Source organism: Roseobacter sp. GAI101, from assembly GCF_000156335.1.
Lineage (GTDB): Bacteria > Pseudomonadota > Alphaproteobacteria > Rhodobacterales > Rhodobacteraceae > Sulfitobacter.
In genome coordinates this window covers 632,351-658,274 of the sequence record NZ_DS999213.1, presented here as the reverse complement: position 1 = coordinate 658,274, position 25,924 = coordinate 632,351, and the positions used below count along the sequence as shown (strand labels likewise).

At 59.2% G+C, this 25,924-nt stretch carries 29 protein-coding genes and 1 tRNA gene; 26 read left to right on the top strand and 4 right to left on the bottom strand.

Annotated elements, in window-relative coordinates; genetic code table 11:
- The first annotated feature begins 33 nt into the window (after positions 1–33).
- Positions 34–1,110, top strand: coding sequence for a PQQ-dependent sugar dehydrogenase (locus tag RGAI101_RS03075; protein WP_008226516.1), 1,077 nt, complete (start codon positions 34–36; stop codon positions 1,108–1,110).
- Between the two features lie 216 nt (positions 1,111–1,326).
- Here the strand turns inward: RGAI101_RS03075 and RGAI101_RS03070 are convergent, their stop codons facing one another.
- Entirely contained in the window at positions 1,327–2,328 is a 1,002-nt protein-coding gene (locus RGAI101_RS03070; RefSeq protein WP_157044619.1) for an AraC family transcriptional regulator, read from the bottom strand.
- A gap of 153 nt (positions 2,329–2,481) precedes the next feature.
- Between RGAI101_RS03070 and RGAI101_RS03065 the strand changes: the two genes are divergently transcribed.
- From RGAI101_RS03065 to RGAI101_RS03020, 10 genes are all read left to right on the top strand, one after another.
- A complete protein-coding gene (locus tag RGAI101_RS03065) occupies positions 2,482–2,922 on the top strand; it encodes a cupin domain-containing protein (protein WP_008229469.1) in 441 nt (146 codons plus the stop codon).
- Positions 2,923–2,935: 13 nt separating this feature from the next.
- Positions 2,936–3,775, top strand: coding sequence for an alpha/beta hydrolase (locus tag RGAI101_RS03060; RefSeq protein WP_008228231.1), 840 nt, complete (start codon positions 2,936–2,938; stop codon positions 3,773–3,775).
- Positions 3,772–4,251, top strand: a complete 480-nt coding sequence (locus RGAI101_RS03055; protein ID WP_037227232.1) for a cupin domain-containing protein — start codon at positions 3,772–3,774, stop codon at positions 4,249–4,251. The genes RGAI101_RS03060 and RGAI101_RS03055 overlap by 4 nt, the downstream gene beginning before the upstream one ends.
- Entirely contained in the window at positions 4,248–5,501 is a 1,254-nt protein-coding gene (locus RGAI101_RS03050) for a flavin-dependent oxidoreductase (protein ID WP_008228524.1), read from the top strand. Before RGAI101_RS03055 ends, RGAI101_RS03050 begins: the two co-directional genes overlap by 4 nt.
- Positions 5,502–5,595: 94 nt before the next feature.
- Positions 5,596–6,753 (top strand): ABC transporter substrate-binding protein, encoded by a 1,158-nt coding sequence (locus RGAI101_RS03045; RefSeq protein ID WP_157044618.1) that lies wholly within the window; start codon positions 5,596–5,598, stop codon positions 6,751–6,753.
- A 64-nt stretch (positions 6,754–6,817) separates the two neighbouring features.
- The gene (locus RGAI101_RS03040) at positions 6,818–7,744 is read left to right on the top strand and encodes a branched-chain amino acid ABC transporter permease (RefSeq protein WP_008227103.1); all 927 of its coding nucleotides are present in this window, start codon (positions 6,818–6,820) and stop codon (positions 7,742–7,744) included.
- Complete coding sequence (locus RGAI101_RS03035; protein WP_157044617.1) at positions 7,741–8,691, top strand: branched-chain amino acid ABC transporter permease; 951 nt, start codon at positions 7,741–7,743, stop codon at positions 8,689–8,691. The genes RGAI101_RS03040 and RGAI101_RS03035 overlap by 4 nt, the downstream gene beginning before the upstream one ends.
- Entirely contained in the window at positions 8,688–9,434 is a 747-nt protein-coding gene (locus RGAI101_RS03030) for an ABC transporter ATP-binding protein (protein ID WP_008228382.1), read from the top strand. The genes RGAI101_RS03035 and RGAI101_RS03030 overlap by 4 nt, the downstream gene beginning before the upstream one ends.
- Entirely contained in the window at positions 9,431–10,132 is a 702-nt protein-coding gene (locus RGAI101_RS03025; RefSeq protein ID WP_008228411.1) for an ABC transporter ATP-binding protein, read from the top strand. Before RGAI101_RS03030 ends, RGAI101_RS03025 begins: the two co-directional genes overlap by 4 nt.
- A gap of 499 nt (positions 10,133–10,631) precedes the next feature.
- Positions 10,632–11,858, top strand: a complete 1,227-nt coding sequence (locus RGAI101_RS03020; protein WP_050763171.1) for a calcium-binding protein — start codon at positions 10,632–10,634, stop codon at positions 11,856–11,858.
- Between the two features lie 268 nt (positions 11,859–12,126).
- Here the strand turns inward: RGAI101_RS03020 and RGAI101_RS03015 are convergent.
- A tRNA-Ser gene (locus RGAI101_RS03015) sits at positions 12,127–12,217 on the bottom strand.
- 145 nt (positions 12,218–12,362) lie between these two features.
- Here RGAI101_RS03015 and RGAI101_RS03010 point away from each other — a divergent pair.
- The 10 genes from RGAI101_RS03010 to RGAI101_RS02965 all read left to right on the top strand — a co-directional run bounded on the left by RGAI101_RS03010 (position 12,363) and on the right by RGAI101_RS02965 (position 20,587).
- On the top strand, positions 12,363–13,205 hold the full coding sequence (locus RGAI101_RS03010; RefSeq protein WP_037227230.1) for a DUF2059 domain-containing protein: 843 nt from the start codon (positions 12,363–12,365) through the stop codon (positions 13,203–13,205).
- A complete protein-coding gene (locus tag RGAI101_RS03005) occupies positions 13,205–14,017 on the top strand; it encodes a DUF2059 domain-containing protein (RefSeq protein WP_008226586.1) in 813 nt (270 codons plus the stop codon). Before RGAI101_RS03010 ends, RGAI101_RS03005 begins: the two co-directional genes overlap by 1 nt.
- A 197-nt stretch (positions 14,018–14,214) precedes the next feature.
- Positions 14,215–14,919, top strand: coding sequence for a 50S ribosomal protein L21 (locus RGAI101_RS03000; RefSeq protein WP_037228937.1), 705 nt, complete (start codon positions 14,215–14,217; stop codon positions 14,917–14,919).
- Between the two features lie 12 nt (positions 14,920–14,931).
- Positions 14,932–15,201, top strand: a complete 270-nt coding sequence (gene rpmA, locus RGAI101_RS02995; RefSeq protein WP_008225807.1) for a 50S ribosomal protein L27 — start codon at positions 14,932–14,934, stop codon at positions 15,199–15,201.
- Positions 15,202–15,326: 125 nt separating this feature from the next.
- Positions 15,327–15,932: a GNAT family N-acetyltransferase gene (locus tag RGAI101_RS02990; RefSeq protein ID WP_008226001.1), complete on the top strand. Its 606-nt coding sequence runs from the start codon at positions 15,327–15,329 to the stop codon at positions 15,930–15,932.
- Complete coding sequence (locus RGAI101_RS02985) at positions 15,929–16,531, top strand: LysE family translocator (protein WP_008228518.1); 603 nt, start codon at positions 15,929–15,931, stop codon at positions 16,529–16,531. The genes RGAI101_RS02990 and RGAI101_RS02985 overlap by 4 nt, the downstream gene beginning before the upstream one ends.
- The gene (locus tag RGAI101_RS02980) at positions 16,528–17,070 is read left to right on the top strand and encodes a GNAT family N-acetyltransferase (RefSeq protein ID WP_008228932.1); all 543 of its coding nucleotides are present in this window, start codon (positions 16,528–16,530) and stop codon (positions 17,068–17,070) included. Before RGAI101_RS02985 ends, RGAI101_RS02980 begins: the two co-directional genes overlap by 4 nt.
- A gap of 30 nt (positions 17,071–17,100) precedes the next feature.
- Complete coding sequence (obgE, locus tag RGAI101_RS02975; RefSeq protein WP_008227216.1) at positions 17,101–18,135, top strand: GTPase ObgE; 1,035 nt, start codon at positions 17,101–17,103, stop codon at positions 18,133–18,135.
- Positions 18,123–19,232, top strand: a complete 1,110-nt coding sequence (proB, locus tag RGAI101_RS02970) for a glutamate 5-kinase (protein WP_008229180.1) — start codon at positions 18,123–18,125, stop codon at positions 19,230–19,232. The genes obgE and proB overlap by 13 nt, the downstream gene beginning before the upstream one ends.
- 77 nt (positions 19,233–19,309) lie before the next feature.
- Entirely contained in the window at positions 19,310–20,587 is a 1,278-nt protein-coding gene (locus tag RGAI101_RS02965; protein ID WP_008228555.1) for a glutamate-5-semialdehyde dehydrogenase, read from the top strand.
- A 5-nt stretch (positions 20,588–20,592) separates the two neighbouring features.
- Here RGAI101_RS02965 and RGAI101_RS02960 read toward each other — a convergent pair whose 3' ends face one another.
- Complete coding sequence (locus tag RGAI101_RS02960; RefSeq protein ID WP_008229292.1) at positions 20,593–21,189, bottom strand: histidine phosphotransferase family protein; 597 nt, start codon at positions 21,187–21,189, stop codon at positions 20,593–20,595.
- Between the two features lie 29 nt (positions 21,190–21,218).
- Here RGAI101_RS02960 and RGAI101_RS02955 point away from each other — a divergent pair, with 29 nt between their 5' ends.
- The 3 genes from RGAI101_RS02955 (at position 21,219) to RGAI101_RS02945 (ending at position 23,125) form a co-directional block, all read left to right on the top strand.
- Positions 21,219–21,422: a DUF3553 domain-containing protein gene (locus tag RGAI101_RS02955; protein WP_008225895.1), complete on the top strand. Its 204-nt coding sequence runs from the start codon at positions 21,219–21,221 to the stop codon at positions 21,420–21,422.
- A 108-nt stretch (positions 21,423–21,530) separates the two neighbouring features.
- Positions 21,531–22,295, top strand: a complete 765-nt coding sequence (locus tag RGAI101_RS02950; protein ID WP_008228260.1) for a GNAT family N-acetyltransferase — start codon at positions 21,531–21,533, stop codon at positions 22,293–22,295.
- Positions 22,292–23,125: a lysophospholipid acyltransferase family protein gene (locus tag RGAI101_RS02945; protein ID WP_008225220.1), complete on the top strand. Its 834-nt coding sequence runs from the start codon at positions 22,292–22,294 to the stop codon at positions 23,123–23,125. The genes RGAI101_RS02950 and RGAI101_RS02945 overlap by 4 nt, the downstream gene beginning before the upstream one ends.
- Here the strand turns inward: RGAI101_RS02945 and RGAI101_RS02940 are convergent.
- Entirely contained in the window at positions 23,119–23,688 is a 570-nt protein-coding gene (locus RGAI101_RS02940; RefSeq protein WP_008227059.1) for a GAF domain-containing protein, read from the bottom strand. The genes RGAI101_RS02945 and RGAI101_RS02940 overlap by 7 nt on opposite strands.
- Before the next feature lie 311 nt (positions 23,689–23,999).
- On the opposite strand from RGAI101_RS02940, the gene rpsB reads away from it, so the two are divergent.
- Both rpsB and tsf read left to right on the top strand, forming a co-directional pair.
- A complete protein-coding gene (gene rpsB, locus RGAI101_RS02935; protein WP_037227219.1) occupies positions 24,000–24,869 on the top strand; it encodes a 30S ribosomal protein S2 in 870 nt (289 codons plus the stop codon).
- Positions 24,870–24,993: 124 nt separating this feature from the next.
- The gene (tsf, locus tag RGAI101_RS02930) at positions 24,994–25,869 is read left to right on the top strand and encodes a translation elongation factor Ts (protein WP_008228596.1); all 876 of its coding nucleotides are present in this window, start codon (positions 24,994–24,996) and stop codon (positions 25,867–25,869) included.
- The last annotated feature ends 55 nt before the right edge of the window (positions 25,870–25,924 follow it).

Here is a 25,924-nt window from a genome sequence, read left to right as displayed (position 1 = left end):
TTGCTAAAAGAGACCGGTTTAGGGAGGTTTGGCATGTTCAAGACAGGCATTCTGGCATTGGTCCTGGGTTTTTCGGGGCTTCAGGCGGCGGCGCAGGACATCAAGTTCGAACAGCGCATATCGGGGTTGGACACGCCATGGGCGCTGGCCGTCCTGCCAGACGGGGCCGTGCTGGTCACGGAAATCGACGGGCAGCTTTTGCGCTTTGCGGATGGTGCTGCCAATATGGTGTCCGGCACGCCACAGGTTGTTCAGAATGGGCAGGGCGGTTTGCTGGACATCACCCCGGCGCGTGATTTTGCCACCAGCAGAACGTTGTTTTTCAGCTATGCCAAGGCGCTATCCGGCGGGTCCGGCACCGCGCTGGCCGCCGCAGAACTGTCGGCAGACGGGCAGAGGCTCGAGAATTTGCGCGATCTGTTCGTTATGTCGCAAGGATCGGGCGTCGGCAGACATTTCGGCAGCCGCGTGGTTGAAGGGACCGACGGCACCTTGTTTCTGACCATCGGTGACCGCGGCGATGACGTGACAGCCCAGGATCTGAGCCTGCACAACGGCTCCGTCATCCGCGTCAATCGCGACGGAACTGTGCCAGCGGACAATCCCTTTGTCGGCCAGACGGGTGCCTTGCCCGAAATCTGGTCCTATGGCCATCGCAATCCGCAAGGGGCGGGACTGGATCTGGAGGGCAATCTGTGGGTGTCCGAACACGGCGCGCGCGGCGGGGACGAAGTGAACCAGATCAAGAAGGGCGCGAATTTCGGCTGGCCGGTGATCTCTTACGGGCGGCATTATTCGGGCCGCAAGATCGGGGAGGGCACGTCCAAACCCGGGATGGAACAACCCGCCACCTATTGGGATCCTTCCATTGCGCCGTCGGGACTGCTGGTTCATTCGGGCACGACCTTCCCCGAGTGGCAGGGCGATATGTTCGTAGGGTCGCTGAAGTTTGACTATATCTCGCGGCTTGAAGGATCCCCCCTGCGCGAGGTCGAACAGATCAAGACAAAAGAAACCCTGCGCGTGCGCGATATCGTCGAGGCACCGGATGGCGCGATCTGGTTCATCTCTGTGGGCAATGGTTCAGTCTACAGAATGACGCCGGATTGATTGTTTTAGTTGAGGGCCGCTCACCATTATGAGCGTAGGGCGCGTGCGAGAGATAAAAGTGAGAAGCCATCATATCATAATCGGACCGGCAGGGGCGGCACCTGACACGCAATCACAGACCCCCGACGAACCCTGTCGCGAAGCGCATTTCCAGGATTGAAGGCGCGACGGGGCTTTGACTTCGGCCAACGAACTTTCGAAATGGATTGATGAAGCTCAGCTGCTGTTGAGCGACTGCGCCCTCACGTCTCGGGGGGAATGGCCGAAACGGCTACGGTAATAGGAAGAAAAGCGGCCCAAATGCGAGAAACCGCAGGAGTACGCCGTTTCGGATACGTTGGGCGCATCGTTGCGGTCGGAAAGCAGGTAATGCGCCGCGTCGAGCCGGGCATCGCGCAAGACTTGCATCGGGGTCTTTGCAAAACTGCGCTGGAATGCCTTTTGCAGCGTGCGGACGTTCATCTCGGCAGCCTTGGCGATATCAAGAATTGTGATCGGCTCGCTCAGGTTGGCGTGCATATAATCCAGCGCGCGGCGCATGTCGCGGGGGGCTGCCCCCCCTTCGGCGCGGGATATGATGTGTGACACATTGCTGTTCTGAAGCGTAAGCAGCGCGACCACCAGATCAGTTTCAATGCGCAGCTCGGTCGCCGAATACTGCGGCTGAAACAGGGAACCACGTTCAATTGCCATCGCGCAGGCCGCAAATGCCCGCTGCAATTTCCGACCGTTCGTAGACGTAAAATCAACCCGCATGTCAAAGCGCACCGGCCCCGGCAGCGGCGTTCCCGTCAAGGATTGCGCCACGTTTTCCAGATGGGTGCGGTCGATCTGAAACAGCAGTTTCCGGCAATCTGCCCCCCAGCGCAGCCGCGCGGTACGGTCGGGATTCAACAGCGTTCCGGTGTCGGCATCTGCCGTCATCTCGCTGCCGCGGTGTTTGACGTGAGCTTTGCCCGACAGCGGCATTTGAAACATGTAAAAGGAATTGAACTGCCCCGGGTCAACGCTGACTTCCGCACCGTATGACAGATAGTTCACCGACAAATTGCGCCCCCGCACTGCGTTATGCGACACGGACAGCGGTTTGTTCCGGCTGCCAAGCTCAAGGCGGTGGTCACAAAACTGCTGCGCCACGCGGGCACGGGCCTCATCCAGATCACAGGTGCGCAGCACGGGATGGTGCGAAAAATAGGTCTGTTGCAGCGGTGGCATCATAATCGGCACGAACTCCTTGATCAAAGATTAATCAAAAACAAAGATACTTCAAACTTAAAATACCTAGCGGCAACATGCGTTCGTTTTCTGGATAAACAGTTTTGCGGCTTCGGTGCAGTGTCGGTTCATCAATTAATCAAGGGAGATTCACCGATGGACAAAGGCGTCACAAAGGCCAGCGATGGTCTGAACGGTCACAGCTGGAACGTTGTCGGGCACACCTACGTGCCGAAACTGCACACGGATGAGGCATTTGTCTGGCACGCAACGCTTCCGGCGGACACTTTTGTACCCCCGCATATTCACCCCCATCAGGATGAGTGGATATATGTCATTGAAGGATCTCTCGAGGTTGAATTCATGCAGGACGTTCACAAGGCATCCGCGGGCGACACGATCAGAATGCCACGCGGCGAGGCACATGGCATTTTCAACCGCTCCGGCAAAACGGTGACCTGCATCTTCGGCGTGGCCCCGTCGCGCAGGCTCTACGATCTGTTCACACAGCTTGACGGCGTCACGGATCCGGCAGAACTGACGCGGATCTCGGCGCTCCACGAGGTCGACTTCTTGCCGCCTCCGGATGCCGCGTGAGACGAATTTGAGCATGCAAAAGATTGATTGGGACGATGCCTTTGACAACATGGGGCATGTCGAGGGGTCGGGCAGCTTGCCGGCGTTCTGGCTGGAACGCGCGGCAGCCTACCGTGAGGCATTGCAGTCGGGACAAGTGGACTGTGACATTGCATATGGCGATGGGGCCCGGCAAAAGCTGGATATCGTCTGGCCTGACGGACCGGTGCGTGGCCTTGCCGTGTTTGTGCATGGTGGTTTCTGGATGCGGTTGGATAAGTCCTATTGGACCGATCTGGCCGAAGGGGCCCGTGCGAACGGCTGGGCCGTGTGCATTCCTAGCTATACGCTGGTGCCGGCGGCAAGGATTAGCGCAATCACGGCAGAGATCGGGCAAGCCATCACGGTGGCTGCGTCCCGGGTCGAAGGTCCGATCGTGCTGGCCGGTCATTCTGCCGGCGGGCATCTGGTCACCCGCATGCTGTGTGATGACAGCCCTCTGTCACAGGCAGTGACGGGACGTATTGCCGGATGCCTGTCCATCAGCGGTTTGCATGATCTGCGGCCGCTGCGACACACAGCGCTGAACAAAACGCTGCACCTTGATGCGGCCGAAGCACAGTCCGAAAGCGCGGCCTTGCACAGCCCGGCAGGGGCAATGCCGCTGACCTGCTGGGTTGGCGGAGGTGAGCGCCCGGAATTCATCCGCCAGTCACGGCTCATGGCGCTGATGTGGGAAGGGCTCGAGACCCCGACACGCTGTCATATCGACGGCAACCACGACCATTTCACCATTCTGGAGGGGCTCAAGGACCCGCTGGGGGACATTACGCAGGCCCTTCTTGGCCTTGCTGACAAGGGAGACGACACATGATGAACATGGAACCCGGCATCGTCCGGTCGCAGGACAGCCTGGACGCAATCCGCTGGAACATTCTGGGGCAGACCTATGTGCCCAAACAACTGACAGAGGATTGTATGTCATGGCATGCAACCTTGCCCCCCGGAACATTCGTGCCGCCACATATCCATCCGGAACAAGATGAATTCCTGTATATCCTTGAGGGCAAATTCGACTTTCTGCTGGATGGCAAGGAGCTGCAGGGCGAGCCTGGCGATCTGGTCAAGCTGCCGCGTGGCATCCCGCATGGAATCTTTAACAAATCCGACCGGACGATAAAGACGCTGTTCTGGGTTACGCCATCGCTGCGGCTCTATGATCTTTTCTGGGCGTTGCATAATCTGGGACCGACCGCAGACCCTGCCGAGGTCGTCGCGGTCTCTGCCGCCCATGCGATCGATTTCCTGCCGCCCCCCGATGCGGCTGACGCGGACGGGGCCCCCGTATGACCGTCTTGATCGCGGGGGCAGGCATAGGAGGTCTGACGGCGGCCTTGATGCTGCACAGTCGCGGCATCAAGGCGCTGGTGATCGAACAGGCCCCTCAGGTGCGCGAAGTGGGTGTCGGGATCAACACGCTGCCCCATTCCATCGCCGAACTTGCCGAACTCGGCCTGCTGGACCAGCTTGATGCGGTCGGGTTGCGCACCCGCGAACTGCGTTATCTGACGCGCACCGGACAAGAAGTCTGGCGGGAATTGCGCGGGACGCACGCCGGGCACGCCCATCCGCAATTTTCCATCCACCGTGGGCGCTTGCAAAAGCTGCTCTTGGATGCGGTGGTTGAACGCATGGGGCCAGAGGCCGTGCAAACCGGCTTGCGGCTGCAAGGGTTTGTTCAAGACGAAGCGGGCGTGACGGCCCATTTCACCGATGCCCATGACGGTTGTTCCTCGCGCAGTTTTCGCAGTGAGGTGCTGATCTGCGCCGATGGCATTCACAGCGTCGGCCGGCGTCAGTTCTTTCCGAACGAAGGGCCGCCCAGCTGGGCAGGGGTGGTCATGTGGCGCGGGGCCGCCGAATGGCCGGTCTGGGAAGACGGCGAGACAATGGCGATTGCCGGCGGACTGGCTGGCAAGCTGGTCTTGTATCCGATCGCACCTGCAAAGGATGGCCGCCAGTTGATGAACTGGGTCGTGAACGTCCGCGTCGCCGATGGCAGTGTGTCCCCGCCGCCGCCGGAAAGCTGGTCCAAGATGGCCCCGCTGGCCAAGGTGCTGCCCTACGCCAAACGCTTCCACGTGCCGGGGATCGACCTTGAAGCGTTGGTGCGCGGCAGCGGGCCGATCTTTGAATATCCGATGGCGGATCGTGATCCGTTGCCACGGTGGACCCATGGCCGCGTGACGCTGTTGGGGGATGCGGCACATCCGATGTATCCAGTCGGATCGAACGGGGCCGCGCAGGCGATCCTTGATGCGCGCTGCCTGGCGGATCATCTGGCCCGCGCGGAACACCCCCGCGAGGCGCTCTATCGCTATGAGTTGGATCGCTTGCCGAAAACCGCCGAAGTCGTGCGCACCAACCGCATCGGCGGCCCCGAACGCGTGATCGACGAAGTCGAGAAACGCAGCCCCGCGGGGTTTGACGACATTGACGATGTCCTGAGCCATGCCGAGCGGAACGCGATCGTCAAAGGGTATGCGACTATGGCCGGATTTGGCGTGACAGGAGAAACCAACAACCAAAATCACCAATAGGAACCAATGCCCCCGACCGATCAACCTCGGTCGGGGGCATTCAACAACAGGGGCCCGAAAAAGGGCGAAAAGGGAAAATAAAATGACGAAGAACATGAAACATATCGCAGCCGGGATTGCTCTTGGGGCGGCGATGGGAACGGCGGCCTTGGCCGAGGATGTCAAGATCGGGATGGTCGTGACGCTGTCAGGTCCACCTGCTGCGTTGGGTCAGCAGATCGTCGACGGTTTTCAGCTGGCGCTGGACCAGAAAGACGGCATGCTGGGCGGCCATAAGATCGAACTGATCATCGAGGATGACGAGCTGAAGCCTGATGTCGCGCTGCTCAAGGCGACATCTCTGGTGGAACGCGATGCGGTGGATTTTGTCGTCGGCACGGTGTTTTCGAACATGCTGCAAGCGATCTTCAAACCCGTCGTCCAGTCAGAGACGTTTCTGATCAGCCCCAACGCCGGACCATCCACATTTGCGGGAAAGAACTGCAACCCCTACTTCTTTGTCACGTCGTACCAGAACAACCAGAACGCCGAAGTCAGCGGCATGATTGCAAACGAAGAAGGCTATGACAGCATCTTTGCGATGGTCCCCAACTATCAGGCGGGTCGCGACAACATCGAAGGGTTCAAACAGACCTTCAAGGGTACCGTGACCGACGAGGTGTTCACCCCGCTCGGCCATCAGGATTTTTCGGCCGAACTTGCCCGGATGTCGACATCAGGGGCCGATGCGGTCTTTACCTTCATGCCCGGTGGCATGGGCGTGCGGCTGGTCAACCAGTTCGCCAATGCAGGCCTTTCGGACAGCATGAAATTCATGTCGGTGTTCACGACGGATGAAACCACCTTGCCCGGGCAGAAGGACGCAGCCGTCGGTCTTTTGGCTGCCGGATCGTGGGCCCCTGATCTGGTCAATGATGCCAACACTGCCTTTGTGACCGCCTTCGAAGAGAAATACGGCTATATCCCCGGGTCCTACGCCATGCAGTCCTATGACGCGGCAAGCCTGATCGACAGCGCCATCACCAAGACCGGCGGCGACCTGACCGACAAGGACGCCGTGCGCGCTGCCCTGAAAGAGGCCGATTTCACATCGCTGCGGGGGGATTTTTCGTTCAACAACAACCATTACCCCATTCAGGACTTTCACATGCTGAACGTGATCAAGCGGGAAGACGGCAAGTTCCAGACATCCTTCGTGCGTACCATCGCGGATGATTACGCCGACAGCTTTCACCAAGATTGCAAAATGTAAGACACTGCGGGTCCGGCTGTTCGCATCCGTGCCCGCACCAATTTTTTAAAAGGTGACATCTGCAATGTCGACGACACTTTTCTTGATCTTGTGCCTGAACGGCCTTCAGTACGGCATGCTGCTGTTTCTGATCGCGGCCGGGCTGACGCTCGTGTTCGGGGTGATGGGGTTTATCAACCTCGCCCACGGCGTGCAGTATATGGTGGGGGCCTATCTGGCCGTCTTCTATGTCGGGCTGACCGGCAGTTTTATCGCGGCGGTCTTCCTGTCGCTCGGGACCGCGCTGGTCTTTGGCCTGTTGCTCGAGCATTTCATTTTTCGCCATCTCTACACCAGAAGCCATCTGGATCAGGTTTTGGCGACCTTCGGGATCATTATCTTTCTGAACGAACTGGCCAAAGTGCTTTTTGGCCCCGCAACATTGTCCATCGCGCCGCCGGATTTCCTCTCGGGTTCGATCCAGCTGACAGAGCAGTTGCGGTATCCGGTCTACCGTGCCGCGACCATCCTTGCCGGATTGCTTGTCGCCGCGGCGCTTTTTCTGACGGTAAGCTACACGCGCATCGGCATGTTGATCAGGGCAGGGGCCACGACCCCCGAAATGGTGTCGGCGCTTGGTGTCGATATCCAGCGGCTGTTCATGATCGTTTTCGGTGTCGGAGCCATGCTGGCAGGGTTTGCAGGCGTCATTGCGGCCCCGATCTTTGGCATTGAACCGGGCATGGGCGACAATATTCTGATCATCGCCTTCGTGGTCATCATCATCGGGGGCATCGGTTCCATTGGCGGCGCTTTCGTCGCGGCGCTGCTGGTCGGGTTGATCGACACCTTGGGGCGCAGCCTTGCCACCACGCTGCTGACAGCCGTCTTTTCACCCTCGTTTGCCAATCAGGTCGGTCCGGCCCTTGCCTCGATGCTGATCTACATCCTGATGGCCACAATCCTGATTTTCCGCCCAAAGGGTCTGCTGCCTGCCAAGGGGGTCGCATGATGGATCGCTCCATGATCGTTGCCGCAGTGATCTTCGGATTGCTGCTGGCCATGCCGTTCGTCTTGCCGCTGGTGGGCGGCGCATATCTGACGGGTCTTTTGATCAAGGCGATGCTGCTGGCGATCGCCGCGATATCGCTGGACCTTTTGATTGGCCACGGCGGCATGATCAGTCTGGGCCATGCGGCATTTGTCGGCGTCGGCGCATATGCGGCGGCCATAGGGTTGGAAAATGGCGTCGAAAACATTCTCGTCCTGCTGGTGATCACGCTTGTCGTCACGGGGACCGTTGCCCTGATCACAGGCAGTCTCGCCTTGCGGACCAGCGGGGTCTACTTCCTCATGATCACGCTCGCCTTCGGTCAGATGATCTATTTCACGCTGACGTCCCTTGCTGCCTATGGTGGTGATGATGGGTTGACGCTTTGGTCACTGGCGACGCTGTTTGGCAGCGATATCGTCCAGGGGGGCAGTGGGCTGTATTTCGTCGTCCTCGGAACGCTCCTGGCAACATGGTGGGGTGTTTACCGGATCAGCCTCTCTCGGTTCGGTCGGGTGCTGCGGGCCGCGCGCGACAATCCCGGACGGGCCGAGGTGATGGGATATTCCGTGACCCGGTACCGCCTGATTGCCTATGTCATTGCCGCCATGATCGCAGGCGTGTCGGGCCTGCTGCTGGTGCAGCACGCGGAATTCGTCAGCCCGGCACTGGCAACCTGGCAGCGGTCCGGCGACCTGATCGTCGTCATCGTTCTGGGCGGTCTGGGCTCGCGCAACGGGGCGATCCTTGGCGCATTCTTCATTGTGATCGTCGAGGAAGTTCTGGGCGGGTTTTTCCATGAATGGCGGCTGATCTACGGGCCGTTGCTGGTGGTGATGGTCCTTTTTGCAAAAGGGGGGCTGAGCGATCTGTTGATGCCCAAGGCCGCGCGGGAACAGCTGTCATGAGCGTGCTGGAAATTCGCAACCTCAACAAGAGTTTCGGCGCGATTACCGTGAGCCGTGACATATCCCTGAGCATTGGCGCAGGGCAGTGCCATGCCCTGATTGGCCCGAACGGGGCAGGCAAGACGACGCTGATCCACCAGATCTCGGGTGTATTGCTGCCTGATTCCGGCCAGATATCCCTAGACGGTCAGGACATTTCGACCCTGTCGGTGGCCAAACGGGTGCAGGCGGGGCTGGGGCGCACGTTCCAGATCACCTCGGTGCTGCCCAGCTTCAGCGTGCTGGAAAACACCGCGATCGCCATACAGGCCAAATCCGGGTCAAGCATGCGGTTCTTTCGCGATGCCGCACGCGAAACGACGTTGAATGATGCCGCCCAGGCGGTATTGAACCGCGTCGGGCTGGGCGACCGCGCTCACGTCCGCGCCGCCAATTTATCGCATGGCGAATTGCGGCTGCTGGAACTGGCAATCGCCCTTGCCGGTGACCCCAAGTTCCTGCTGCTGGATGAGCCGATGGCGGGGCTTGGCCGCACCGAAAGCGCCGCTTTGGTGACGTTGCTGGCAGAGTTGCGCGGCACCTTGCCGATGTTGCTGGTGGAACACGACATGGACGCCATTTTTCAACTGGCTGACACGGTTTCCGTGCTGGTCGACGGGACCGTCGTCGCACGGGGCACCCCTGATGAGGTCCGCGCCAGCCCTGCCGCACGCGCCGCATATTTGGGAGAAGGTACAGAATGAACGCGCTTGTCACCATCAAGGATCTGCATGCAGGCTATGGCAACACACAGGTATTGTTCGGGGTCGATATGGACATCACCCGCGGACAGGTCAGCACCTTCATGGGCCGCAACGGCATGGGCAAGACGACGACCATCCGCTGTCTGATGGGGCTGCTGAAACCTTCGGCCGGGCAGATCACGATCCAGCAGACCGACATGACCGGCGCACCACCTTTTCGCGTCGCCCAGGCGGGTGTCGGTCTGGTCCCCGAGGGGCGGCATGTCTTTCCGTCCCTGACCGTCAGTGAAAACCTGCGCGCAACCGCGCAACCGCGCGCCGGTGGCTGGACCGAAGAACGTGTCTACGATGCTTTCCCGCGGCTAGGCCAGCGCAAGCGCAATCTGGGGTTCCAGCTGTCCGGCGGTGAACAGCAGATGCTTGCCATCGGGCGCGCGCTCATGACCAACCCGGATCTGCTCATTCTTGACGAGGCGACCGAAGGGCTTGCGCCGCTTATCCGCGAGGAAATATGGACGATGCTCGGGCGGCTCAAGTCGGACGGTCTGTCGATCCTTCTGATCGACAAGAACCTTGATGAACTGTCCCGGATTTCCGACCGTTACTTTGTCATCGAAAGAGGTGAGATCGTCTGGCGGGGGGATGCTGCAGATTTCAAACTGCACCGTACCGAGGTGGAGCAATATCTGCACCTTTGATGACATGCGCGGTGCGACCACCTGAAACGCACAGGACAAAACCTGACGTTGCGGAGGGCATCCGCAGATCTGATCCGTTTTGCGATCCCCACCAGACGCGCTGTGTCCGCCGATGTCAGCAAAAGGGTGCACAAACAGACCGTAGAACCTGACACCTGGCCAGAGTGATGCCCGAGTGTCTGAAAGGATATCCCCCAAACAGGCAGGTGCCCTCCTTCAGTGGGAGCAACGCCCAGATCGGTCGCGGCCTCTACGCCGGAAGCACGGATTGCGAAACGGCGACGTATCGCAAATGCTCGTCCCTGCCAGCCTACCTGGTGCCATAGCATCAGGGGGGACCGGCACAGAGACATAATTTGGGTTCCATCTGTCCAGGCGTTCGCGCCCCGGGCGCATCCGATGACGCAGGTCGTTGGTGCTGGAACTGGACCGTTCATCTGTGTGGCAGCCCTGTTGCATGCCCCGCACATTCCCCTTCTCGGATCAAAGGATCGCGAAAATGCCCCGTAAAAACCCCATTACCAAGATTATCGGCACTCAGAAATCGGAAACCCTGATCGGAACGGAGGCCAGAGATCACATTCTCGGGCTAAGAGGAGATGATGTCGTGCTGGGCGACGGTGATCTGGTCTCGCCCGGTGGTCCTGTCGATCTTGTCGGCGCGGACGACACCCTTTGGGGCGGCGGCGGCGATGACACCGTCCGGGGCGACGGCGCAGTCAGGGCAAGTGCCGGAGACAGCACAAGCACCGGAACGCTGACCGGCGGTAACGACAAGGTCTATGGCCAAAGCGGCAATGATGTCCTTGATGGTGACGGTACCGTCTTTTCGGAATATGCGGGCGATGCGTTCTTGTACGGCGGTCACGACACGATTGTTGGCGGGCAGGGCAATGACACCCTGCGCGGCGATGGCAACACCGAAGCCCGTGGCTTTGCCGAATCCATGCTCGTGGGGGGGGATGACTGGCTAAGTGGCGGCCAGGGCGACGATGAAATCTGGGGCGATGGCTCTGCGTTCGGGGCGTTTGGGGGGACAGCCTCCATGATCGGCGGTCATGATCACCTTGACGGGGGCAACGGCGACGATGTGCTGTGGGGCGACGGGCGCGTCGCCGCACGGGACAGCGGAATTCCGACGCTGTTCGGGGCCGCTGATGTTCTTGATGGCGGCAATGGCGACGACACGCTTTATGGCGACGGGGTCACCGTCGGTGGCCGTGGCCCCAGCACCTTGAACGGTGCGGACGACCTGCTGATCGGCGGTCGTGGTGACGATTTCATCTATGGCGACGGCATGGCGCAATCCGGCAGCAATACCACAATTCCGACCCTGAACGGGGGCAACGATACGCTGGACGGGGGCAGGGGCAACGACATCCTTTATGGCGACGGCGTGATTTCAGGGCCTGAGGTCACAGATCCCATGGACGTAAACGGAGGTGCGGATACTTTCGTTTTCCGTACCAAGTCGGGTCTGGATACCGTGATGGATTTCCGCAGTGATGATGGCGACATTGTTGACCTGACCGCGATCCGGCGGATCGACTGGGACGCTCTGGACAGCAACGGGAACAGCGTGCTCGACGCAGGCGATACGTTCGTGACGGTAGATGCCGGTGGCACTGCAATCGACCTGAGCGTCGGCCATGGGCGCTTGGGTGTCAACGTGGTCACCTTTGTCGACACGACCGGGATGTTAGAGACAGATTTCCTGTTCGCCTGATCGCAGGTCTCAGTCTTCCTGTGTTTTTCTGAGACCGTCGCCACGTCAGTGCAGCCCTGATAGTTCTTAAAGAGCGCCTCAACAACGGCAAGCTGTTTTGGCAAAGATCAATGAACCATGATGTCACGTGGCCTGAAGCCTGCCACGCGCCGGATCAATGCGAGTTTAGCTCGGAATTGCATCAGTACGGCAAGCACTTAAACAGGTGCGTTGATGATCAGCGTCTTCACTGTAACGCACTGCGTTAAACAAATAACTTAGAGTTAAATGGCGGAGAGACAGGGATTCGAACCCTGGGAACCCTTTAGAGGCTCAACGGTTTTCGAAACCGTCCCGTTCGACCACTCCGGCACCTCTCCGCGTCGGTGTGGTGCGCCCGTTTAGTATTGATTTATCAGGCTGACAAGGGGGGCCGGTGCAGTTTTCGCGGTCACGGGGATTTTCATTGCCGGTTCGTGAATTTGGCCTAAGGTTGTGCGGACAAATTTTGGAAGGATTTACCCCATGCGCGCGCTGGCACGACGGACGGTTACTTTGATGTTCACCCTTGCACTGTTGATTGCGGGGCTGGGAAGTGCCGCAAGGGCCGCAGACCGCGCAGATGTCGATGCGTTTCTTGAAGTTACGGGATTTGATGTAGCCCTTGAAAGCATTCGGCTTTCGGCGGATTCCGCGCCGCAGATGTTGGGCATCGATGCTGCGGATTTCGGGTCTGAATGGTCCCGCCTCGTGCGCGAGATTTTCGATACCGAGCTGATGTTGCAGATGGGCAGCGATATCCTGTCGAAGGCGCTAAGCGATGAAGCCCTTGACCATGCGGCGGAGTTTTATGCCAGCGATCTTGGGAAAAGGTTGGTCGTGGCTGAAAATGCGTCGCACATGAAAGAAGACGAGGACACGAAATCCGAGGCCGGCAAGGCGATCATCGAAGGTCTGAACCGGATCGGGTCCCCCCGTGTCGCCTTGCTGGAACGGCTGAATGCGGCAAGCGATGTCGAAGACAGTTCGATCCGCGCAATCCAAGAGGTGCAGATCAGGTTCTTGATGGCTGCTGCAAATGCCGGCGTGATCAAGTTGCAGATGGAGGAACCCGACCTGCGCGAGATGCTGCGCGCCGGAGAGGACGAGATGCGCGCCACGATCAAGGCAAATGCTCTGGCAAGCTCCGCCTATACCTATCAGGCATTTTCGGATGCCGAGATTGAAGCCTATGCAGAGGCGTTGGAACATCCGACCATGCAAGAAGTCTATGCGCTGATGAACGCCGTCCAGTTCGAAATCATGGCCAACCGTTACGAGGCCGTCGCGCAGCGCTTGGCCGGCATGCAGCCCAGTCAGGATTTGTGATGCGGCTTTCCCTTTTCATCGCGCCATTGTTTTGGCTGCTGGCCACACCTTTGTGGGCCGATGCGCGGGGGGCTGTGTTGGTGGATGTGCTCAAGATCGAAGAGGTGGCGCATATCCTTCAGGCCGAAGGGATCGCCAATGCAGAGACGCTGAACCAGGATATGCTGGGGGGCAAAGGCGGGGCAGGGTGGCAATTGCAAGTCGCCGCGATCTACCGCCCCGAGCGGATCGTAGAGATGCTGCGCACCCGGCTTGATACCGAATTGCAGGGCGATCAGCGCGAAGAGGTGATCGCCTTTTTCGCCTCCGACACCGGGGCGGAGATCATCGCGCTTGAAAACGCGGCCCGCGCAGCCATCGGCGACGAAGACATCGAAACCGCGGCGCGCCAGCGCTATGCCGAAATCGAGGGCAGCGACGACGCGCGGCTGGCCCAGATCAAAGCACTGGTCGACAGCGGCGACATGATAAACCGCAATGTCACCGCCGCGATGAATTCCAACTACCAGTTCATGCGCGGCCTTGCCGAAGGCGGGGCGATCCAGATGAACGAAAGCGAAATGCTGGCCGATTCTGCTGCCCAACTGGACGAGATCACCGCAGACACGACCGCCTGGCTGTATGGATATCTGCTGCTGGCCTATTCTCCGCTTGAGAATGACGCGCTTGATCAATATCTGGAATTTTCCAGGACCAATGCGGGGCTCGCCCTGAACCGCGCGTTATTTGACGGCTTTGGTGCCGCTTACGAGGATATTTCCTATGCGCTTGGACGCGCCGTGGCATTGAACATGGTTGCGCAGGACCTTTAACGGGCATCGGCCCCGACGGCGCTTGACATGAGGCCAGCGGTGGTGCATTTGGCAGCTTCAACCCTAAGGGTGCCCGTTACGGGTGCCTTTGTTATTTTATGATCATCCCGAAACGGGGTGCGCTGTCCGAGGTGGGCCAAGGCCCGAAAACACCCATGATGGGGACCACAGGATGCGAAAACAGTAAAGGAAGACGCATGTTTGCGGTCATCAAGACAGGCGGCAAGCAGTACAAAGTTCAATCCGGCGATATGCTTCGGGTAGAACGTTTGGCTGCTGACGCGGGCGAAACAGTCCAGTTCAACGAAGTTCTGATGCTCGGTGGCGACAGCCCCGTTGTCGGTTCCCCAATGGTAGAAGACGCCGGCGTTCAGGCCGAAGTCGTTGACCAGATCAAGGGCGACAAGGTTATCCACTTCGTCAAGCGCCGCCGGAAGCACTCTTCCAAGCGCACCAAAGGCCACCGTCAGAAGCTGACACTGGTCAAGATCGGCGAGATCATGGCATCTGGCGCGGGCAAGTCCGGCGCGAAAGCAGCCATCGGTACTGGTTCGGTCAGTGCAGCAGCCGTTGAAGCAATCGAAGCGAACGCAGCCGCCAAATTCGACGCAGCAAAGCCTGTGAAGAAGACGAAGGCCGAAAAGAAAGCCGCGGCACCTGCTGCTGAAAAGCCCGCAAAGGCCAAGGCAGCAGCCGTTGAAGGCGCAGACGACCTGAGCAAGATCTCCGGCGTTGGCCCCGTCATCGTGGGCAAGCTGCACGGCGAAGGCATCACCACATTCGCGCAAATCGCCGAGTGGACAGAAGCCGACGTAGAAGCTATCGAAGAGAAACTGTCGTTCAAAGGTCGTGTGGGTCGTGAAGACTGGATCGCACAGGCCAAAGAATTGTCAAAAGGCTAAGGAGAGACACCAATGGCACATAAAAAAGCAGGCGGTTCATCCCGTAACGGTCGCGACTCCGCAGGACGTCGCCTTGGCGTAAAGAAATACGGCGGCGAAGCTGTTATTCCCGGCAACATCCTAGTGCGTCAGCGCGGCACAAAATTCTGGCCAGCTGAAGGCGTTGGCATGGGCAAGGATCACACAATCTTCGCCAAGGTCGACGGCAAGGTACAGTTCCACAAGGGCCTGAAAAACCGCACGTTCATCTCGGTTCTGCCAGTGGCGGAAGCCGCAGAGTAAGCCGGGCCCCAAGAGTTTGAAAATTTCAGGGATCGGCGGAAACGCCGGTCCTTTTTCTATTTAGTCCATTTTATTTACCGTTTTTCATCTACCCTATTCATCCAATCCAGAAAGGAGGGGCTTTTATGACACAACCATTGCGCCCCGACCTGACAGATGGCGTCGTGCGATTGCGCGCGCCCAAACCCAGTGACGCCGCCGCACGGTTCAAGCTGGGAAATACCCCCGAAATTCACCAGATGTTCGGCGTAGACCCCAAGCATGTGCCCGGAATTACCAAAGATCACGCCCAAAAATGGTACGAAGCGCAGGCGGTTGAACCCCTTGCCTGGGTCATTGAATACAAGAAACGGATGATCGGTGCCTTGCGCATTCACAGCGTCAACACCTGGGACGCGCGGGCAAGCTTTGCGATCGGGATACTCGATCCCAAAGCCTTGGGCAAAGGGATCGGTACCCGCGCAACCCATCTGATCGCCGCCCATGCGTTCGGCGCGCTTGCGCTGCACCGTCTGTCTGTCCGTGTGCTTGATTTCAATGCCCGCGCAGTGGCCTGCTGCCGCAAGGTCGGTTTTGTCGAAGAGGGCATTGAGCGCCAGTCGTCATTTTGCGCTGGCGATTGGCATGACAGCATTCTGATGGGATTGATCAAGCCCGAGTATTCCCCCGCCGTATATCCCGCCCGAAAGCCGCGCAAAGCTGCAAAACCCAGAGCAAAGGCCCTGGCATGAGCGTCGCGTTGACCTCTTTCATCGTGTTTGCGGCCAGCCAGATCGGCACGCCGGGCCCTGCGAACATGGCGCTGATGGCCACCGGCGCGCGGTTCGGCTTTCGCGCCGCGCTGCCGTTTGTGGCGGGTGTGGCGCTTGGTAAACAACTGATCATCTGGCCCATCGGATTTGGCCTGATGCAACTGGCCGAACGGGCTCCGCTGTTGTTCACCGCTCTTAAATTCGCCTCAGCCGCCTATATCATCTGGCTGGCCTGGAAGGTTGCGAACTTGCGGTTGGGGCAGGGCAGTCAGGCGGAATCCGCCCCTGGTTTCATGGCGGGGTTGATCGTGCATCCGCTGAACCCCAAGGCCTGGGCCATGATCGTGGGCAGCTTTACCGCCTTCGTCGTGCCCGGCACGCCAACCCTTGCCGCTACCGCGATGGTCGCGGCCGTGCTGCTGGGGTGCCAGATCATTCTGCATCCGTTGTGGACACTGACGGGCGCGGGTATCGCCAAGACCGTTGCGGGGACGATCTGGGAGAAATATTTGATGTGGACATTGGCTGCCCTGACGGTGGCGTCGGTCCTGTTCGTATTGTTCGGAGGAAGCATATGACGATGGCAGTTGTGACAACACCGGTCCAAACCCTGATTGAAACGGAACGATTTGACCTGCGCCCCGTGCGCCTGTCGGACCTAGGCCTGATCCAGCATTACGCCGGTGACCCGCGCGTGGCGATGAACACCGTGTCGATTCCGCATCCGTTGCCCCCCGGCGTGATCGAGGCCTATATCAAACGGGCCACCGCTGAGCCGCGCACAGAAGACGTCTGGGTCATGGACGGGCTCAAATCCGGCGGTGCCGAGGTGATGGGCGTGATTTCACTGGTGAAAATGGACCGCGATCAATGCGAAGTCGGCTATTGGGTTGCGCCAGCCTTCTGGAACACCCATCTTGCATCCGAAGCGGTGCACGCGATCGTCCAGGCCAACCCGTTGGGAAACCAAAACATGTTCGCCTCGGTCTTTCGCGACAACCCCGCATCCGCCAAAGTGCTGACAAATGCGGGATTCCGCTACCTTGGCAATGCCGAAACCTATTGTCTGGCGCGCGAGACCTGCGTACCTACGTGGACCTATAGCATCAAGCTGTGACCAGACCAGCGCCCCGGAAAGGCCCCTGAAATGAAGTTCCTCGACCTGTGCAAAGTCTATATCCGTTCTGGTGCAGGCGGCGGCGGCTGCGTGTCGTTCCGGCGCGAAAAATACATCGAATACGGCGGTCCCGATGGGGGTGACGGCGGCAGCGGCGGTTCGGTCTGGGCCGAAGCGGTGGACGGGCTGAACACCTTGATCGATTTCCGCTATCAGCAGCATTTCTTCGCCCGCAACGGCCAGCCCGGCATGGGCAAGCAACGCACCGGCAAGGATGGCGACGACATCGTCTTGCGCGTTCCCGTCGGGACCGAACTGCTGGACGAAGACCAGGAAACCGTGATCGCCGACATGACCGAACTTGGCCAGCGCGTCGAATTGGCGCGCGGCGGCAATGGCGGCTGGGGCAACCTGCATTTCAAATCCGCCACGAACCAGGCCCCGCGCCGCGCCAACCCCGGCCAAGAAGGCGTTGAACGCACGCTTTGGCTGCGCCTGAAACTGATCGCGGATGTGGGCCTGTTGGGCCTGCCGAACGCTGGCAAATCCACGTTTCTGGCCGCGACATCCAACGCACGCCCCAAGATTGCCGATTATCCGTTCACCACCCTGCACCCCAACCTGGGCGTTGTCGGCGTGGACAATACGGAATTTGTGGTTGCCGACATCCCCGGCCTGATCGAAGGGGCGTCCGAAGGGCGCGGCCTTGGTGATTTGTTCCTGGGCCATGTCGAACGCTGTGCCGTATTGTTGCATTTGGTCGACGGCACGTCGCAGACCATCGCCGAAGACTATCAGACCATCATCACGGAACTCGAGAAATACGGCGGCGATCTGGCGGACAAGCCCCGCGTGACCGTGCTGAACAAGATCGACGCCCTAGACGAGGAAGAGCGTGAAATCGCCCGGACCGAATTGGAAGAAGCCTGCGGCGGCGAAGTCATGATGATGTCCGGCGTCGCCCGTGAAGGCGTCACCGACGTGCTGCGCGCCCTGCGTGGCCAGATCGATGACGACCGTCTACGCTTCCGCACTGTCGAGGAAGAGGCCCCGTGGCAACCCTGAGCGACGGCAAACGTATTGTAGTCAAGATCGGCTCCGCCCTACTGGTGGACCGTGTCACCGGCAAGCTGCGGGCCGACTGGCTGCATTCGCTTGCGCAGGATGTGGCGTGGCTGAAAGGGCAGGGCAAGGACGTGGTGCTGGTCTCTTCCGGCTCTATCGCTTTGGGCCGTGGTGTTCTGGGTCTGCCCCCGACCACCCTGGCGCTTGAGCAATCCCAAGCGGCCGCTGCCGTCGGTCAGATCCGTCTTGCGCGCGCCTATGAAGAAGCGCTCGAGCCTCATGGCATCACGACCGCGCAGGTGCTGGTCACCCTTGAAGACAGCGCCGACCGACGCAGGTACCTCAACAGTCGCGCCACGATGGAACAACTGCTGTCCTTGGGTGCAGTACCCATCGTCAATGAAAACGACACGGTCGCCACGGATGAAATCCGCTTTGGCGACAATGACCGCCTTGCGGCGCAAATCGCTGTGACCGTCGGGGCGGATCGTCTGATCCTGCTGTCGGATGTCGACGGGTTCTATTCCGCCAACCCCAATGACGACCCGACGGCGATCCGCTATGAAACCGTCACCACCATCACCCCCGAGATCGAAGCCCAGGCCGGCGATGCGGGATCCGGTCTGTCCAAGGGCGGCATGAAAACCAAACTGATGGCCGCGAAAACAGCAACCGCAGCCGGTTGCGCCATGGCGATTTCCGAAGGCTCGACCTTCCGCCCCCTGAGCGCGCTGGAAAACGGTGCAAACGCGACCTGGTTCATAGCCCTATCCGACCCGCAGACCGCACGCAAACAATGGATCACCTCCATGAAACCGCGCGGCAGCGTTACCCTTGATGCCGGGGCGGTCGCCGCCATGGCACGCGGGAAATCCCTGCTGCCCGCCGGGGTAACGACGGTGCACGGCACGTTCGAGCGTGGCGACAGCATTGCCATCCTCACACCTCAGGGCCACCCGATCGGCTACGGCCTCACCCGCTACGGCTCAAAAGAGGCCGACCTCATCAAGGGCCACCAAAGCTCTGAAATCGAAGCGATTTTGGGCTTTCCGGGGCGTGCAGCGCTCATCCACCGCGATGATCTTGCACTGTCCTGAGTTCCAAATGGTCTAAAATCCTCGCCGAAGGCATTAGGCACACTAAGTTAGCAGAAAAATACAGGAAGAGTTTAGGTATGACCTTGGACAACACACAGACCGACGACATTCCCGCCTTGATGGCAGAGATCGGCACCCGCGCGAAAACCGCGGCGGCGACCTTGGGTTTTGCCAGCCGCGACCAGAAACAAACCGCGCTGGAGAAAGCCGCGGACGCGCTTTGGGCCACGCGCCAGGACATTCTTGACGCCAACGCAAAAGATCTGGCGTTTGGCCGCGACAAGGGGCTGTCTGACGCGATGATGGACCGTTTGATGCTGGATGAAGACCGTATTCGCGCCATGATGGACGGTCTGTGCAGCATCGCAGCGCAGCCTGATCCCGTAGGTCAAGTAATGACCGAATGGGACCAGCCCAGCGGCATCCATATCCAACGTGTCCGCACGCCCCTTGGCGTTATCGGCGTAATCTACGAATCCCGGCCCAATGTGACCGCCGATGCGGGGGCGCTCTGCCTCAAGGCGGGCAACGCGGTGATCCTGCGCGGCGGGTCCGAAAGCTTTCATTCCTCGCGTGCGATCCACGCGGCCTTGCAGAAGGGGCTTGATGCTGCAGGCCTGCCGATGGACGCGATCCAACTGGTGCCGACACGCGATCGCGCAGCGGTCAGCGAGATGTTGACCATGACCGACACGATTGACGTGATCGTGCCGCGCGGCGGCAAGGGGCTGGTCGGGCTTGTGCAACGCGAGGCGCGCGTGCCGGTGTTTGCCCACCTCGAAGGCATCGTGCACATCTATATCGACGCCGATGCGGACCCTGAAAAAGTGCTCAAGGTCGTGCTGAATGCGAAAACCCGGCGCACCGGCATTTGCGGGTCGGCGGAATGTCTGTTGATCCATCAGGACGTCGCCCGCACCATCGGCACCGGCGTGATCAAAGCCTTGATCGACGCCGGAGTAGAAGTGCGCGCGGATGAGACGCTGGCCGCGATCGAAGGAACGGTGCCTGCCACGCAGGATGATTGGGGGCATGAATTTCTGGATATGATCATCGCGGCGAAAACCGTTACTGACATTGACGGGGCGATCGCGCATATCCGCGAATACGGTTCCAACCACACCGATTGCATCATCACAGAAGACGACGCCGCCGCGACCAAGTTCATGACGCGGCTTGATTCAGCGATCCTGATGCACAACGCATCCACCCAGTTTGCCGATGGCGGTGAATTTGGCATGGGCGCGGAAATCGGCATTGCCACCGGCAAGATGCATGCCCGTGGCCCGGTCGGGGCCGAACAGTTGACCAGCTTCAAATATCTGGTGCGTGGAAATGGCGCAGTGCGCAGCTAAGCGCGTCAGAACGAAATCATGATTTCGGTCTCCGTCGCCTTCGACGTGATCTGACGCCCGTCATCGCTTGCGCTGGCGGGCAGCAGACCGAACTGGACATGGGCGGGCTTCAGTTTCAGCTTTTGGTCCTGTGTCGCAAGCAGTGCCCAAAGATCCGGGTCGATGATCAGCTTGTGGGCAGTGCCGCGAATGACCCATTTTGCGCCATCGCGTTCGACCACGACAGCGCCGCCATAGGGCATCCCGGTTTCCAGACATAACAGCGCAAGAAAGGCCAAGCGCACATCGCTGCGCGGTTGTGCATCCGGGATGTTCCAAGCCACCGACGACCGCGATTCACGGTAAAGATCCCGCAAGATCGAGGTTACCTCGGCACTGCCGAGGCTTTGGTCACCTGCCGCACCGAAAGCGATCCGGAAAAACCGGATGCGCGCGCTGGCGCTGCCGACGCTGTCGCCGATCAGTTCCATCTCGGGACCTGAACCGCCGCCCGACATCGAAACCAGTTCAAGCCCATTGTTGATGGCACCGATGGGCGATATCAGGTCATGGCAAATGCGGCTGCCAATCAGGGTCGCAAATTCTAGATCTGACCTGGACATAGGTGTGCCTCTCTTGAAAAGGATCGAAAATGGATGATCTCAACGCCATACTGACACCCGGCATGCTTGTGCGCCACCCTGATTTTCCCGACTGGGGTGTGGGGCAGGTCCAAAGCAACATTGCGGGCAAGGTCACCGTGAACTTTCGCAGTGAAGGCAAAATGGTCATAGACAGCTTTCGGGTCGGATTAACGCCTGTTTTTGATGAAGGTTCTTCCTTAGCAAAAGGTTAAACCAACAGTTTATCCTGGCCCTGATGCCCTGCATTTTGCCCAAGTATTGCGCTTGGGGCGGCAAGGCCCTATTTCATTTCACACCACGACCAAGGATCAAGACCGCCAATGACCATCGGAAAATCGGCAGATTTTGAGGTCCGTCTGGCGCGCACCCAAGACGAGCTGCGCGCAGTGCAGCGCCTCCGGTACGATGTATTCGTCTCGGAATTAGGCGGCGGCGGGGCGCTGGTGGACCACGAACAGCGGCTGGAAGTCGATCAATATGACGCCTTCGTCGACCACCTGATCCTGATCGACAGGAAAACGGCCCAAATCGTTGGTGTCTATCGGCTTTTGCGCCGCGAGATGGCAGACAGGGCAGGTGGCTTTTATTCAGAAAACGAATACGATCTTGCCCCGCTGAAACAGTCCGGTCGCGAGGTTCTTGAACTTGGGCGGTCCTGTCTGCACCGGGATTATCGCGGTGGCATGGCCATGCATCACCTTTGGACAGGGCTTGCCAGCTATGTCGCCACGCACCGGATCGAAATCCTGTTTGGCGTCGCGAGTTTTCACGGGACGGATGTTGCCGCGTTGGCGCAGCCCTTGTCCTTGCTGCACCACGCCTACCTCGCGCCTGCCGACCTGCGCGTCCGTGCCGTCCAGGGGGCGTATCAGGACATGGATCTGATCCCCTCGGGTGATCTGGACCGACGTCGGGCCATGGTGCAGATGCCCAGCCTGATCAAAGCCTATCTGCGGCTTGGTGGCTGTGTTGGAGAGGGCGCTTTTGTCGATCATGCGTTCAACACGACCGACGTGTGCCTGATGATGGACACGACACAGCTTAGCGACCGTCAGGCCAAGATTTACGGCGGCGGCCAACCGTGAGCGGCCGCTGGGAAAGCGATGCGCCGCACGGGCAGATGGCAATTCATCCTTTGGGGTGGGGGCTGGTTGTGGTGCGGTCACTGTTGCTGGTCGGTCTGGTGTTTGGCGGATTGGCGGTGCTTCTTTCGTTGCGCCTGATCGAGCGCCCCTTGTTCGGACAAGGCAGGCCCGTCACCCCGCATATCACGCAGTTCGTTTGCAGGACCGCGTTTCTTGTCATGGGGATCCGCCGCAAGACCGTCGGAAAGCCGATGCAGCATCGTGGTGCCGTGGTGGCCAACCATACCAGCTGGCTGGATATCTTTACGCTGAATGCCGTGCAGCGGATCTATTTCGTCTCAAAGTCCGAAGTTGCCGGCTGGCCCGGCATCGGGTGGCTGGCACGCGCCACAGGCACCGTGTTTATCGAACGGAATCCGAAGCGGGCCCGCGAACAGACGCAGGTATTTCAACAGCGGCTGCTCCATAATCATCGGCTGCTGTTTTTTCCCGAAGGCACCAGTACCGACGGCTTGCAGGTGTTGCCTTTCAAAACGACGTTGTTTCAGGCTTTCCTGACACCGGAACTGCATGACGCGATTTGGATTCAGCCGGTAAGTGTCAGCTACAAGGCCCCCCATGGTGCCGACACGCGGTTTTACGGGTGGTGGGGTGACATGACCTTTGGCGGGCATTTGGTTGAAACGCTGTCAGTCTGGCGTCAGGGCAGTGTGACCACCTTCTACCACACCCCCATCAAGGTCAGCGACTATCACAACCGCAAGGATCTGGCCCTGGCCTGTGAAATCCGGATCAGGGAAGGGCATCAAACCAATCTGGCCGGTCAATAATTCCCCAACAGCGCCAGCGGTGTCGCGATGATCGCAGACAAGAAATAAGCGGCAGCAAGGTCGATGGGTTCAAAAGGCCGGGACTGCGCAGCGCCGGACAGCTCCATCGTTCCGTAGACAGTTCCATCGAACAAAAGCGGCACGCCAAGGAAACGGCTGGGGCAACGACCGGTCAAATCCGTCAGGCCGCGTTGCGCGGACCGTCTGGTATCCGCCAGCAACAGCGGAATCTTTTCGGAAATAACGCTCTGGCTAAGCGCTGTTTCAAGATCATCTTTCCGTATCGGATCCCGCATCATGTCCGGTTGCGTGGCAACGATGACGTCGATGGTCTCCTTTCGGACAAGCGTGATAAAACCATATTCCATATCGAACAATTTGCAGGCGGCGGCGGTGACGGCCGCCAGCCTGTCTTCGATCCGCACCCCCGGCAACCCAAGGAGCTTCTGCACCACCTGCGAGAATTGCAGCATTGCATTGTCCTCCCACCCCAAAAGCGGGACCTGTTGGGCCGGAGAGGAATGTTTCATTGGCGGGAATTTCATTAATACGGTGCTTTGCATGAAGATATCCTTCGCATTTTATTCGTGAAGAATTCGTTAACGTTTATGAACACGACCGAAAATTAACCCTCACGCTTCGCTCTATAAGGGTGTATTACTAGCCGCTGAGGTGAATTTGCGCCGTTTCCGCAAGTAACGCAGACCGATATGCAGTTGATACTTGCGGTCAACGCGTGCCTGTTCTATACGCGCGACACTTAAACCCGCAGTCGGGGTTGGGCCTTTGAGGGAGAAATCCTTGAATGTCCGCCGGTTGGTTCCATCAGGGAATCGAGACCCCCGACGAGGCAAAACCGGAAAGGTATAAAGACATGGCTCTTCCAGAGTTCTCCATGCGCCAACTGCTTGAAGCAGGCGTACACTTCGGCCACCAGACGCAGCGTTGGAACCCACGTATGGGTCCGTACATCTACGGCGCGCGCAACGGCATCCACATCATGGATCTGACACAGACTGTTCCAATGCTGGACCAGGCCCTGCAGGTCATCCGTGACACCGTCGCCAAGGGCGGCAGCATCCTTTTCGTCGGTACCAAGCGTCAGGCTGCACAGCCAATCGCCGATGCCGCTGAAAAATGCGCACAGTATTACATGAACCACCGCTGGTTGGGTGGCACATTGACCAACTGGCAGACTGTTTCCAAGTCGATCCAGCGTCTGAAATCCATTGACGAACAATCCGAGCGCGGCTTTGCCGGCCTGACCAAGAAAGAGCGTCTTGGCATGGAACGTGACCAGTTCAAACTGGAAGCATCGCTGGGCGGTATCCGTGAAATGGGCGGTCGCCCTGACCTGATCTTCGTCATCGACGTGAAAAAAGAAGCACTGGCCGTCGCCGAAGCCAACAAACTGGGTATCCCGGTTGTGGCCGTGGTTGACACCAACTGCTCCCCCGATGGCATCGACTACATCATCCCAGGCAACGACGACGCCGCACGCGCAATCAGCCTGTATTGCGATCTGGCCGCTCGCGCAGCACTTGACGGCATGTCCGCTCAGCTTGGTGCCGCCGGTGTTGACATCGGTGCGATGGAAGAAGCGCCCGAGGAAGAAGCCCTGATCGACGGTGGCGTTGAAGTCGGCGCAGCCTCGACCGAGACTGTTTCCAACGACGCGATGAGCGCAGATGCCCCGCTGGATCTCGAATCCAAGCAGGAAACTGTCGAAGCGGCAAAGTCCTAAGCGACAAAGCCCGTTGGCGGGCAGGGGGTTGACCCCAGCCTGCCAAAGAACCCCATTATTTCAGAAGCATGAGGTCAGGCAGCCCCTGCACTTTGTGCATCCCAATTCAAGGAGAACCAAAGCGATGGCAATCACAGCATCCATGGTCAAAGAACTGCGCGATTCCACCGGCGCAGGCATGATGGACGCCAAGAAGGCGTTGACTGAAACAGACGGTGACATGGAAGCCGCCGTTGACTGGCTGCGCACCAAGGGTCTGGCCAAGGCGGCCAAGAAATCCGGTCGTACCGCTGCCGAAGGTCTGGTCGCGGTCAAGGTTGAAGGCGGTCACGGTGTGGCAGTCGAAGTCAACTCTGAAACCGATTTCGTCGGCAAGAACGCTGACTTCCAGAAAATGGTTTCCGGCATTGCCGATGTGGCCGTGACTGTATCCGATGTCGATGCGCTGAACTCGGCTGACATGGGCGGCAAGCCTGTTTCGACCGTCATCACAGACGCAATCGCGACAATCGGCGAAAACATGTCCGTACGCCGCATGCAGTCCATCGATGGTGATCTGGTTGTGTCCTACGTTCACAACGCAGCCGCACCCGGCATGGGCAAAATCGGCGTTCTGGTCGCAATGACCGGCGGCGACGAAGCGCTTGGCAAGCAGATTGCGATGCACATCGCCGCTGTAAACCCAGCTGCCCTGTCCGAAGACGATCTTGACCCGGCTGTGGTCGAGAAGGAAAAGCAGGTTCAGATGGATATCGCCCGCGAATCCGGTAAGCCTGACGCCGTCATCGAAAAGATGATCGTTGGCCGTATGCAAAAGTACATGTCCGAAGTGACACTGCTGAACCAGGCATTCGTCGTAAACCCTGATCTGACCGTCGGTGCCGCAGCAAAAGAAGCTGGCGCAACGATCACAGGTTTCGTGCGTTTGGAAGTTGGCGAAGGCATCGAAGTCGTCAAAGAAGACTTCGCAGCCGAAGTTGCAAAAGCTGCTCAAGGCTAAGCCACGCTAACCTAGAAAAAATCGGGGCGAGGGTGCTGATGCATCCTCGCCCTTT